The sequence below is a fragment of the Streptomyces sp. NPDC058701 genome (assembly GCF_042715295.1).
Taxonomy (GTDB): domain Bacteria; phylum Actinomycetota; class Actinomycetes; order Streptomycetales; family Streptomycetaceae; genus Streptomyces.
On the sequence record NZ_JBHXSY010000002.1, the window covers coordinates 79,422 to 91,202 of the forward strand.

Genomic DNA, 11,781 nt, shown 5'->3' on the forward strand with positions numbered 1-11,781 from the left:
GGGGCGACCCCCAGGAATCTTCTGCAAGTTCTGCACGGCCCAACCGGGCCGCTAGGAATGCGTTGTTCTATTGGTGAATGGTCAGCCGGCCATGCGGCGGGTCGCCTCGGAGAGGCGGTCCGCGATGGTGCCGTCGATGACCTCGTCGCCGACCCGCACCACGATCCCGCCGAGGACCTCGGGGTCCACTTCGAGGTTCAGGTGCATCTGGCGGCCGTACAGCTTGGCCAGAACCGCGCCGAGACGCTGCTTCTGCACGTCGCTGAGCGGAACCGCGGTGGTCACGGTGGCGACCATGCGGTTGCGGCGCTCGGCGGCGAGCGTGGAGAGGGACTCGAGTCCCGCTTCCAGGCTACGTCCACGCGGCTGCGTGACAAGACGGATCACCAGGCGCTCGGTGACCGGGTTCGCCTTGCCGCCGAGCAGGCTGCGGAGCAGCTGGCTCTTGGCGGAACCGGTGGCCGCACGGTCGGTCAGCGCCGCGCGCAGCTCGGTGCTCGAGGCGACGATCCGGCCGAAGCGGAAGACCTCGTCCTCGACGTCGTCGAGCGCGCCGCCCTGCTGGGCCGCGGTGAGGTCGGCGGTGTCCGCCAGCTCCTCCAGCGCGTCCACCAGGTCGCGGGACTGCGACCAGCGGGACCGGACCATGCCGGACACGAGGTCGAGGGTTTCCCCGCCGACCTGGCCGCCCAGCAGGCGCCCGGCCAGCTCGGCCTTGGCCTCGCCGGACTGCGCCGGGTCCGTGATGACCCGACGCAGCGAGACCTCACGGTCGAGCAGCGTGGTGACGGCAGCCAGCTCACCGGCGAGCTTCGGCGCGTCGACGGACGTGTTGTCCGTCAGCGCGTCGAGACGCTCGCGCGCGGAGGCCAGTGCCTCGCGGCTCGCTCCGTTCATCGGGCAGCCCCGTTCGACGCTGCCTTCTCCTCGAGCTCGCTCAGGAAGCGGTCGATGGTGCGGCTCTGCCGGGCGTGGTCCTCGAGGGACTCGCCGACGAGCTTGCCGGCCAGGTCGGTGGCGAGCTTGCCCACGTCCTGACGCAGCGCGTGAGAGGCGGCCTTGCGGTCGGCCTCGATCTGCGTGTGGCCGGCAGCGATGATCTCCTCACGCTGCCGCTGGCCCTCTGCGCGCAGTTCTTCCTTGAGCGCAGTGCCCTGCTCCAGCGCGTCCTGGCGCAGGCGCGCGGCTTCGTGCCGGGCTTCGGCGAGCTGGGCCTTGTACTGCTCCAGCACGCTCTGGGCCTCGGTCTGAGCGGCTTCCGCCTTCTCGATACCGCCTTCGATGGCCTCGCGGCGCTCGTCCAGAACCTTGTTGATGTTCGGGAGGAGCTTCTTCGCGAGGAAACCGAGGACGATGACGAAGGCGATCAGACCGATGACGAGCTCGGGGATCGGCGGGATGAGGGGGTTTTGCGCTTCCTCAGCCGCGAGAACCAGGAGGTTCACTTCAGTGCCTTTCGTCTAGTGGCTGGTCGTGAATCCGAAGATCACTTGCCGTAGACGAACGGCATGACCAGGCCGATCAGCGCGAGCGCCTCACAGAAGGCGAAGCCGAGGATCTGGTTGGCGCGGATCAGGCCGGCAGCCTCGGGCTGACGGGCGAGAGCCTGGGTGCCGTTACCGAAGATGATGCCGACGCCGACGCCGGGGCCGATGGCCGCGAGGCCGTAACCGATGGAGCCGAGGGAACCGGAGACGGCAGCAAGGGTCTGGGACATGCCAGTTCTTCCTTCTCTTTCACGGACCGGTGGGGGTTGGCCACCGGACGACTAAGGGACTCAGGGAGCGAGGATCAGTGGTGCTCTGCGAGCGCGCCCTGAATGAAGCTGCAGGCCAGGAGTACGAAGACGTACGCCTGGACGGCCTGGATGAAGAGCTCGAAAGCCGTCATCACCAGGACCATGACGAACGAGACGCCGGCGTAGGCGATCCCGATGCCGTTCAGCAGGTACCAGCTGGCGATCGTGAAGAGCAGCAGCAGGGTGTGACCGGCGAACATGTTCGCGAACAGTCGGACCGCGTGGGTGAAGGGGCGGACCAGGACGTTCGAGAAGAACTCGATGACCATGACCATCGGCAGGACCGGGCCGAGCGACTTGTCGTAGCCCGTCAGGTTCTTGAAGCCGCCGACGAAGCCGTGACGCTTGAACGTCACGCTCATCCAGATCACGTACACGATCGCCGCGAGGGCGGCGGGGTACGAGATGATCGCAGTCACCGGGAACTGGGCCAGCGGAACGATGGACCAGAGGTTCATGATCCAGACGAAGAAGAACAGCGTGACCATCAGGGGGACGTACTTCTCGCCCTCCTTCTTGCCCAGCGTCTCGTACACGATGCCGCGGCGCACGAAGTCGTAGCCGGCCTCGGCGACCATCTGGAGCTTGCCCGGGACGACCTTCGGCTTGCGGAAGGCCAGCCAGAAGAAGCCGACGATGACGACCGTGCCGAGCAGGGCCAGCAGCATCGTCTTGTTGAAGTAGATGTTGCTGTCCGCGTCGCCGAAGATCGGCTCGAACAGGAACGAGTGCAGGCCGGGAGCCGGGAATCCACAACCGTCGAAGATGTGGCAGTCGGTCTCGAAGGCGAGCACCGTCGTCGGGTCAGCACTCACCGCGGGCTCCTTCAGCGTGGCGCATAGGTACGGCAACCTCGTTGTGTCGGCGCGGCGCACAGCCGCTGTTCGGCACTGGACTGGTGTTACGGATGTGGGGGCGACGTTCAGGCAGTGAGCCTCGCGATGGAACAGGCGTCAGCTCAGATGCCCGCGCCCGCAGTGCCGCAGATGGCACTGGACGATAGCAGGATCCCGACCACGCGCTTATGCCGCCCCTACCCCTCACGTCTTCGGTCCGGAATTGTCGGGCTTTTCGCCCTTCATGGAATCCGGTTCGACGTAGAGGATCTTGGCCTTCATATGAGCACGCGCCTGCGCCGCGATCCACACCAGGGTGGTGACGACGAGCGTGAGGGCGAAGGCCTTGGGATGGAACAGCGTCGTGTTCTTGAACGTGGCGACGAAGACGAAGAGCAGCAGGATCTGGGCCGTGTAGAGCATGAGCCCCATGGCCTGGAACAGGTGCGGCAACGATTTCGCGGTGCGCTGGAGAACGACGAATCCGATACCCATGAACAGGATCACGATCAGGGTCGCGACGACGGCTCCGACAGCGCCCTTGCCGCCCACGACCCACGCACTGATACCGGCGGCAACAGCGCCGGCGACAGCCGTGGGCACGACGGCTTGAAGGAGAAGTCGGGTGTCATCTGACCGCATGGCGGTTTGCTCCGCGTGATGATGGGGGGCAAGGGACTCGTACGGGACGAGCGTAAGCCCGGTCCGAGAGAAGGCCTCGGGCCAATGGACCGTCGCACTACGGTCCTTCGGCTCTGTCGCCGGGTTTAGTGAACGGTATCACAAAGTATTTGATGAGAGCTTTACCCGCAGGGTGTGCTGACTGTCACACATGAGAGTGACCCTGCGCGTGTGTGCAGGACAGCATGGCGACTTGCGTGATAAAGGGGGCGCTTGTCCGACATGCCCCCTGAGGCTCACCGGGTGGACTCGGCCTTGCGCCGGTCGGGGAAACGAGAACGGGGGCCCACGGCCGTCGCTCCGTTGACGCCGGAGACGCCCGCCGCGATCGGCCTCGCGGGCTCCGGCTCCCGGCCCGAGGTGTCCCGCGCGGCCGCTTCGGCCGCCGCTTCCGCGGCCCGTCCCGCGTGCCGGTAGCGCGGCGGCACCAGGCCCTCCGCCCAGAGCGGGGCGCGCGGGGTGAAGCGCGGCAGCAGGAGCAGGAGCAGACCGAGCGCGCTCAGCGCGGCGATGGCCAGCACGATCCACATCGACGCGGAGTGCACCGAGTACGCGACGGCGCCGAAGGCGATGAGCCCCGACCAGAAGTACATGATCAGGACCGCGCGGCTGTGCGAGTGTCCGAGTTCCAGCAGCCGGTGGTGCAGGTGTCCGCGGTCGGCCGCGAACGGCGACTGCCCCTTCCACGTACGCCGCACGATGGCGAGGATCAGGTCCGCCATCGGGATCGCGATGATCGTCAGCGGCAGCAGCAGCGGGATGAAGACCGGCAGCATCGCGTGGGTGGCGTTGCGCTCGCCGCCCGCGAAGAGCGCCATGGCGTCGGGGTCGACCTGGCCCGTGATCGAGATCGCGGAGGCGGCCAGCACCAGACCGATGAGCATCGAGCCGGAGTCGCCCATGAAGATGCGGGCCGGGTGCATGTTGTGCGGCAGGAAGCCGAGGCACATGCCCATCAGAATCGCGGCGAAGAGCGTGGCGGGCGCGGCCGCCTCGATGCCGTAGCCGAACCAGATCCGGTACGCGTAGAGGAAGAGCGCGGCAGCGGCGATGCAGACCATGCCGGCGGCCAGGCCGTCGAGACCGTCGACGAAGTTCACCGCGTTGATGGTGATCACCACGAGGGCCACGGTCAGCAGGTTGCCCTGCCACTGCGTGAGCGGCACCGTCCCGATGCCCGGGACCGGAATCCACAGGATGGTCAGACCCTGCATCACCATCACGCCGGCGGAGATCATCTGCGCGCCCAGCTTGATCAGGGCGTCGAGCTCGAACTTGTCGTCGAGCACGCCGACCAGCCAGATCAGGGCCGCCCCGGAGAGCAGGGCCCGCGGCTCGTTCGACAGCTCGAAGACGCCGTTCAGGTTCCGCAGGTGGTCCGCCACCAGGAGTCCCGCGCACAGTCCGCCGAACATCGCGATGCCGCCGAGCCGCGGTGTGGGCTCCCGGTGCACGTCGCGGGCACGGATCTCCGGCATGGCCCCGGCCGCGATCGCGAACTTCCGCACGGGCCCGGTCAGCAGGTAGGTCACCGCGACCGTGACGCATAGCGTCAGCAGATATTCACGCACGGGCTGCCCCAGATGTATCGCCGGCCATCTCAGCCCCACACATTAGCTGCGATGTCACCAGTGCCGAGGACGCGAGGGGGCGGTCTCCCGGTTGCGGTACACCCCTCATATCCGCATTACGCCCCGTACGGGGGAAATGCCGATGCCAGCTCGTTGACCTCGGTCCGCGTTCGCGCGGCTTCCCCGCGCAGTGCGGTGGCAAACAGCCCGGCGATCCGGACCATCTCCGCCTCCCCCATCCCCTGGGTGGTCACGGCCGCCGTACCCAGCCGCACCCCGCGCTGGTCCCCGTACGGGAGCGCGCAGGTGTCGAGCACGATGCCCGCGGCCGCGAGCCGGGCCCGGGCGGCCGGACCGTCGAGGCCCAGCGGCGCGGGGTCGGCCGACAGCAGGTGGGTGTCGGTCCCGCCGGTGGTGACCGCCAGCCCCAGCTCGCCGAGCGCCCGGGCCAGCGACCGGGCGTTCGCGACGACCCGGTGGGCGTACGTGGTGAAGGCGGGGCTCGCCGCCTCCCCGAACGCGACCGCCTTGGCCGCGATGGTGTGCATCTGTGCGCCGCCCTGCGTGAAGGGGAACACCGCCCGGTCGATCCGCTCGGCGAACTCGGCGCCGCACAGGAGCATGCCGCCGCGCGGCCCCCGCAGCACCTTGTGCGTGGTCGCGCACACCACGTCCGCGTACGGGACGGGGCTCGGGGCGGCCCCGCCGGCCACCAGCCCGATCGGATGGGCGGCGTCCGCGATCAGGAAGGCCCCGACCTCGTCGGCGATCTCGCGGAAGGCCGAGTACTCGGGGTGGCGGGGGTAGCAGATCGACCCGCAGACGATGGCCTTCGGCCGGTGCGCGCGGGCCAGCTCCTGCACCTGCCCGTAGTCGATGAGGCCGGTCTCGGCGTCGACCCCGTACCCGACGAAGTCGAACCAGCGGCCGGAGAAGTTGGCGGGCGACCCGTGCGTGAGGTGCCCCCCGTACGGGAGCCCCATGGCCAGCACCGTGTCCCCGGGCCGCAGCAGCGCGGCGTAGGCGGCCAGTACCGCGGAGGAACCGGAGTGCGCCTGTACGTTGGCGTGCTCGGCGCCGAACAGCGCCGTCGCCCGCTCCACGGCGGCGCGCTCGGCCAGGTCGGCGTACTCGCAGCCGCCGTGGTGGCGGGCGCCGGGATAGCCCTCGGCGTACTTGTTGGCGAGCGGTGACCCGAGTGCGGCGAGCACGGCGGCGGAGGTGAAGTTCTCGGCGGCGCTCAGCTGGAGGGTGGTGGCCTGCCGCAGCCGCTCCCCGTCGAGGATGTCGGCCAGCTGCGGGTCCTGCCGGCGCAGGAGCTCCGCCGACTGCTCGGTGATGACGGTCATGGCACGACTCCCGCGCGCTGGGTGTACCGGGTAGGGCCACGATATTCCCGCCACCCGTTTTCCGCCGCCCGAGCCGCTCGGCGGTACGCGCTCACGCCCGTCGGCGGGGTGCGCCGCCGCTCGTGGGGGCCGTGCGGGCCGGCTCCGTCAGCGGGAGGCGGTGACGCCCGTCAGGGCCGTCACGACCGGGTCCAGCGCCTGGTTGATCTCGTCGCCGATGGAGCGGAAGAAGGTGATCGGCGCCCCGTACGGGTCGTACACCTCGTCCGCGTCGGGCGTCGGCGCCAGCAGCCAGCCGCGCAGCGCCGCGGCCGCGCGGACGAGCGCGCGGGCCCGTTCCACCATCCCCTCGTCCAGCGGCGGCAGGGTGGCCGGATCTATGGCCCGCACCAGCCGGGTGAACTCCTTCAGCGTGAAGGTCCGCAGCCCCGCGGAGTGGCCCATCGAGACGACCTGCGCCCGGTGGTCACGGGTGGCGGTCAGCACCAGATCGGCGCGTATGACGTGCTCGTCCAGCAGCTCCCGCCCGGTGAAACCGGAGGCGTCGGCGCCGAAGTCGGCGAGGACCGCGGCCGCGTTCGCCTCCATGGGGGCTCCCTCGTGCCCCCACGTGCCGGCGCTCTCCACGATGAGGTCCCCGGTGACGAATCCCCCGAGGCGGTGCGAGAGGGCGTGCCGCGTCAGCCGCTCGGTGATGGGCGAACGGCAGACGTTTCCGGTGCTGACGTGGAGTATGCGGAAGGTGTTCCCCCCGGTCACCTCCCCCGGACTCCATCCGTGGGGGCTCGCCTGGAGGCGCTCGCCCGCTATGCCACGCCCCTCAGGGCTCACGGGGCGACCTCGAGGTCGGGTACGACCTCCCGCAGCTGGTCGGCGGTCAGGGCGCCTTCCCGCAGGAGCACCGGCACCTTGCCGGTGACGTCGACGATCGAGGACGGCTGGATTCCGGGGGTCGGACCGCCGTCGAGGTACACGGAGACGGAGTCCCCGAGCATCTCGCGGGCGGCGTCGCAGTCCTCGGGCGCCGGGTGACCGGTGAGGTTCGCCGAGGAGACGGCCATCGGGCCGACCTCGGTCAGCAGCTCGATCGCGACGGGGTGCAGCGGCATCCGTACGGCCACGGTGCCCTGGGTGTCCCCCAGGTCCCACGCCAGCGACGGCTGGTGCTTGGCGACCAGCGTCAGCGCGCCCGGCCAGAAGGCGTCGACGAGCTCCCAGGCCTGCTCGGAGAAGTCCGTGACGAGGCCGTGCAGGGTGTTCGGGGAGCCGATGAGCACCGGGGTGGGCATGCCGCGGCCGCGGCCCTTGGCGGCGAGCAGCTCGTGGACGGCCTCGGGGCTGAAGGCGTCCGCGCCGATCCCGTACAGGGTGTCGGTGGGCAGCACGACGAGCTCGCCGCGGCGCACGGCGGATGCGGCTTCGCGCAGGCCCGTCTTGCGGTCCGTCGCGTCGTTGCAGTCGTATCGCCGGGCCATCAGCGGGACTCCTCGTGCAGCAGGGGGGTGGTGGCGGTGTCACTGGGGTGGGCGGCCCGGATCACGGCATGGCCTTGCGGGCGGTCGCGAAGCGCGGGCGGTTGTTGAGGTCCGGGTGGTCGGCCGCGTCGGCCCAGCCCCGTTCCTCGGCGAAGATCCACGGCACCTGGCCGCCCTGGGTGTCGGCGTGCTCGATGACGACGATGCCGCCGGGCCGCAGCAGGCGGTGCGCGGTGCGCTCGATGCCGCGGATGGTGTCGAGGCCGTCCTCGCCGGAGAACAGCGCCATCTCGGGGTCGTGGTCGCGGGCCTCGGGGGCGACGTACTCCCACTCGGTCAGCGGGATGTACGGCGGATTGGAGATGACGAGGTCGACCTGGCCGTCCAGCTCGGGCAGGGCGCTCAGCGCGTCCCCCTGGTGGACGGTGACCCGGGAGCCCTCGGCGTTCTTGCGGGTCCACCGCAGCGCGTCCTCGGACAGCTCCACGGCGTGCACGCGCGAGCGCGGCACCTCCTGCGCCATGGCCAGTGCGATGGCGCCGGAGCCCGTGCAGAGGTCGACGATCAGCGGCTCGACGACGTCCATCGCCCGGACGGCCTGTATGGCCCAGTCGACGACGGACTCGGTCTCGGGCCGGGGTACGAAGACCCCGGGCCCGACCTGGAGCTCCAGGTACCGGAAGAAGGCGCGGCCGGTGATGTGCTGGAGCGGCTCGCGCGCCTCGCGGCGGGCGACGGCCTCCCAGTAGCGGGCGTCGAAGTCCGCGTCCTTGACGTGGTGCAGTTCCCCCCGCTTGACGCCGTGCACGAAGGCCGCGAGCTCCTCCGCGTCGAAGCGCGGTGAGGGCACGCCGGCGCCGGCCAGCCGCTGGGTGGCCTGGGCCACCTCGGCAAGCAGCAAGTTCACGCTGGTCCTCCGGGCTGCTGTCGTACGGGGGGGGTGGTGCGGGGTTCGGTGGGGCTCGGTGGGGCTCAGTGCGCGGCCGCGAGCTTCGCGGCCGAGTCCGTGTCGACGCAGGCCTGGATGACCGCGTCGAGCTCGCCGTCGAGCACCTGGTCCAAGTTGTACGCCTTGAACCCGGTCCGGTGGTCCGAGATCCGGTTTTCCGGGTAGTTGTACGTACGGATCTTCTCCGAGCGGTCGACGCTGCGCACCTGGCTGCGGCGCACGTCGGAGGCCTCCTGCTCGGCGGCCTCCTGGGCCGCGGCGAGCAGCCGCGAGCGCAGGATGCGCATGGCCTGCTCCTTGTTCTGGAGCTGGCTCTTCTCGTTCTGGCAGGAGGCGACCACACCGGTGGGCAGGTGCGTGATGCGCACGGCCGAGTCGGTGGTGTTGACGGACTGGCCGCCGGGGCCGGAGGAGCGGTACACGTCGATGCGCAGGTCGTTCATGTTGACCTCGACCTCGACCTCCTCGGCCTCCGGGGTGACGAGCACGCCGGCGGCGGAGGTGTGGATGCGGCCCTGCGACTCGGTGGCCGGAACGCGCTGGACGCGGTGCACGCCGCCCTCGTACTTCAGACGGGCCCACACGCCCTGGCCGGGCTCGGTGGCACCGTTGCCGCCCTTGGTGCGGACGGAGACCTGGACGTCCTTGTAGCCGCCGAGCTCGGACTCGGTGGCGTCGATGATCTCGGTCTTCCAGCCGACGCGCTCGGCGTAGCGCAGGTACATGCGCAGCAGGTCCCCGGCGAACAGGGCCGACTCGTCGCCGCCCGCGCCCGCCTTGACCTCGAGGAGCACGTCCTTGTCGTCGCTGGGGTCGCGCGGGACCAGCAGCAGGCGGAGCTTCTCGGTGAGCTCCTCGCGCTGCACGGCCAGCTCCTTGGCCTCGGCCGCGAAGTCGGGGTCGACGGCCGCGAACTCCTTGGCCGTCTCGATGTCCTCGGCCGACTGCTTCCACGCCCGGAAGGTCGCCACGATCGGGGTCAGCTCCGCGTAGCGCTTGTTCAGCTTGCGCGCGTTGGCCTGATCCGAGTGGACCGAAGGGTCGGCGAGCTTCTTCTCAAGATCGGCGTGCTCGCCGATCAGTTCCTCGACCGCCTCGAACATCGGGGTACTCCTGGGGTGAAAGTGCGAAGGGACTGCGGGGTGACGTGCCTGGAACGACGACAAAGGCGCCGGTCCGGCCGCCCCCGCGTGGACAGGGGGCGGCCGGAGACCGGCGCCTGGGTCGCGCTACTTCTTGGCCGCACCCTTGTTGCCGAAGCGGGCCTCGAAGCGGGCCACGCGGCCACCGGTGTCGAGGATCTTCTGCTTGCCCGTGTAGAACGGGTGGCACTCGGAGCAGACCTCGGCTCGGATGGAGCCTTCGGTGAGGGTGCTACGGGTGGTGAACGCGGCGCCACAGGTGCAGCTGACCTGGGTCTCGACGTACTGGGGGTGGATCTCGCTCTTCAAGGTGTCTCCTAGATTGGGAGGGCGCCGGGTCGCAGGAGCCGAATTGCGCGCTGCGTGAACCGGGGCCGACAGACCAGTCTGCCAGGACCGGGCTGCCTGTCAAAATTCTGAGGACGCCTGCTTCAACGGGGAGGGGCCGGCATCTATTCCGCCCGCTGCGCGAAGCCCCGTCGGCGCCGTGCGGAGCCGCTGCTTCCGCCGGGCGTGACCCTGCGGAACCCGTGTGGTCGGGGGCTCTACTGCACGATCTTGCCGGCGGATCCCTTGTCGCCCATCGAGTTCTCGGTGGCCTCCGCGGGAATCGGCCGGTCGGCCAGCAGGGCGTCCCAGACCAGCTTGGACTCGTTGGCGAGCGGGACGACGCGGTCGACGTCGCGCGGGTCCGGGGTGACCGGCAGAGTGATCATCTGCATGTCCTGGGCGTCGATGCCCTGCAGGCCCTGGGCGAAGCCCATGAGGGACTTCACGTCGCCGAGCGCCTTGTCCGTGGTGATCGCCTTGGTCCCGGAGTCGGCGAGGCCGAGCAGTTTCTTGGGGTTGTCGAACAGGCCGATGCCCTTGACCTGCTTGATCAGGGCCTTGATGAAGGCCTGCTGGAGCTGTATCCGGCCCAGGTCGCTGCCGTCGCCGACGCTCTTGCGGGTCCGGACGAGGCCGAGGGCCTGCTCGCCGTTGAGCTTGTTCGTACCGGCCGCGAGGTCGAGGTGGCTGGCGCCGTCCTTGATGGGCTTGGTCGTGGTCACCTCGACGCCGCCGAGGTCGTCGATGATCTTCTTGAAGCCGGTGAAGTCGACTTCGAGGTAGTGGTCCATGCGGATGCCGGACATCTTCTCGACGGTCTTGACCGCGCAGGCGGCCCCGCCGGTGGTGTACGCCTCGTTGAACTGCCGGCGCTGGCCGCCCGGGTCGGTCTTGCCGTTCGCGGTGGCGCAGGGCGGGCGGGGGGCCATGGTGTCGCGGGGTATCGATATGACGCTGGCCTTGTGGTGACCCTCGTACAGGTGGACGATCATCGCGGTGTCGGAGCGGGCGGAGCCGCCGTCGTCCTTGCCGTACTCGCCGTTGGCGCCGCCGCGGGAGTCCGAGCCGAGTACGAGGATGTCCATCGAGCCGTTGTCGACGTCCTCGGGGCGGTCCTTGCCCAGGGCCGCGTCGATGTCGACGGTCTTCAGATTGCCGTTGAACTTGAAGTAGAAGTAGCCGAGTCCCGCCCCGCCCAGCAGCAGCACGACCGCGGCGCTCCACGCGGCGACGGCCAGGGCCCTGCGGCGCTTCGGCGGTGTGCGTCGGCGCCGGCCTGCGGCACGCCGTCCGCGTCCCGTGCTGTCCTCGCTCATGCTCTCCTCGGTCCTGAGCCCGGTCACCGGTCCCCTGTGGTCCTTCTCCGGCCTGCGGTCTGCTGACACAGACGGGCGAACGCCGCCCAGGGTTCCACGGCCGAGGGGCCCTCCCGGTCCGCGCCGTACCGGGCGCCGCGGGGCCCGCGCGGCGCCCTACGGCACCTACCTGGGCTTTTACCCGGGAACGCGGCCCGGAAGCGTCGGGGTCGAGCGGAAGCACGATGTGGCGAAGGTCGCAATGCGGACAGGACGACGCACAGCCGCCCCCGCCGCGGGTGCGGCGGGGGCGGCTGTGGAGACGCGGGACGGACTCCTCCGGCCGTGGCCGGGA

The 11,781-nt window shown here is 70.0% G+C and carries 13 protein-coding genes; all 13 read right to left on the reverse strand.

All coding sequences use genetic code 11. The features are described 5' to 3' along the window. Positions 1-81 precede the first annotated feature (81 nt). The gene (locus tag ACFWW8_RS02145; RefSeq protein ID WP_386522392.1) at positions 82-897 is read right to left on the reverse strand and encodes a F0F1 ATP synthase subunit delta; all 816 of its coding nucleotides are present in this window, start codon (positions 895-897) and stop codon (positions 82-84) included. Next, positions 894-1,445 carry a F0F1 ATP synthase subunit B gene (locus ACFWW8_RS02150; RefSeq protein ID WP_386522395.1) on the reverse strand — a complete coding sequence of 184 codons (552 nt, stop codon included), beginning with the start codon at positions 1,443-1,445 and terminating at the stop codon, positions 894-896. The genes ACFWW8_RS02145 and ACFWW8_RS02150 overlap by 4 nt, the downstream gene beginning before the upstream one ends. 41 nt (positions 1,446-1,486) lie before the next feature. After that, on the reverse strand, positions 1,487-1,717 hold the full coding sequence (gene atpE, locus ACFWW8_RS02155; protein WP_024884520.1) for an ATP synthase F0 subunit C: 231 nt from the start codon (positions 1,715-1,717) through the stop codon (positions 1,487-1,489). Positions 1,718-1,791: 74 nt separating this feature from the next. After that, positions 1,792-2,628 carry a F0F1 ATP synthase subunit A gene (atpB, locus tag ACFWW8_RS02160; RefSeq protein ID WP_386522980.1) on the reverse strand — a complete coding sequence of 279 codons (837 nt, stop codon included), beginning with the start codon at positions 2,626-2,628 and terminating at the stop codon, positions 1,792-1,794. A gap of 210 nt (positions 2,629-2,838) precedes the next feature. Continuing rightward, positions 2,839-3,276, reverse strand: coding sequence for a hypothetical protein (locus ACFWW8_RS02165; protein ID WP_386522398.1), 438 nt, complete (start codon positions 3,274-3,276; stop codon positions 2,839-2,841). A 275-nt stretch (positions 3,277-3,551) separates the two neighbouring features. Next, complete coding sequence (locus ACFWW8_RS02170; RefSeq protein WP_386522400.1) at positions 3,552-4,886, reverse strand: MraY family glycosyltransferase; 1,335 nt, start codon at positions 4,884-4,886, stop codon at positions 3,552-3,554. Between the two features lie 116 nt (positions 4,887-5,002). Further along, positions 5,003-6,235, reverse strand: coding sequence for a serine hydroxymethyltransferase (gene glyA, locus ACFWW8_RS02175; protein WP_386522402.1), 1,233 nt, complete (start codon positions 6,233-6,235; stop codon positions 5,003-5,005). Between the two features lie 147 nt (positions 6,236-6,382). Next, positions 6,383-7,066: a protein-tyrosine-phosphatase gene (locus tag ACFWW8_RS02180; RefSeq protein WP_386522404.1), complete on the reverse strand. Its 684-nt coding sequence runs from the start codon at positions 7,064-7,066 to the stop codon at positions 6,383-6,385. Then, a complete protein-coding gene (locus ACFWW8_RS02185; protein ID WP_351271317.1) occupies positions 7,063-7,710 on the reverse strand; it encodes an L-threonylcarbamoyladenylate synthase in 648 nt (215 codons plus the stop codon). Before ACFWW8_RS02185 ends, ACFWW8_RS02180 begins: the two co-directional genes overlap by 4 nt. Positions 7,711-7,771: 61 nt before the next feature. Further along, positions 7,772-8,617, reverse strand: coding sequence for a peptide chain release factor N(5)-glutamine methyltransferase (gene prmC, locus ACFWW8_RS02190; RefSeq protein WP_386522407.1), 846 nt, complete (start codon positions 8,615-8,617; stop codon positions 7,772-7,774). 65 nt (positions 8,618-8,682) lie between these two features. Then, positions 8,683-9,762: a peptide chain release factor 1 gene (prfA, locus tag ACFWW8_RS02195; protein ID WP_386522410.1), complete on the reverse strand. Its 1,080-nt coding sequence runs from the start codon at positions 9,760-9,762 to the stop codon at positions 8,683-8,685. A gap of 126 nt (positions 9,763-9,888) precedes the next feature. Then, positions 9,889-10,110 carry a 50S ribosomal protein L31 gene (gene rpmE, locus ACFWW8_RS02200; RefSeq protein WP_351271325.1) on the reverse strand — a complete coding sequence of 74 codons (222 nt, stop codon included), beginning with the start codon at positions 10,108-10,110 and terminating at the stop codon, positions 9,889-9,891. Between the two features lie 236 nt (positions 10,111-10,346). After that, complete coding sequence (locus ACFWW8_RS02205; RefSeq protein WP_386522414.1) at positions 10,347-11,447, reverse strand: LCP family protein; 1,101 nt, start codon at positions 11,445-11,447, stop codon at positions 10,347-10,349. Between the last annotated feature and the right edge of the window lie 334 nt (positions 11,448-11,781).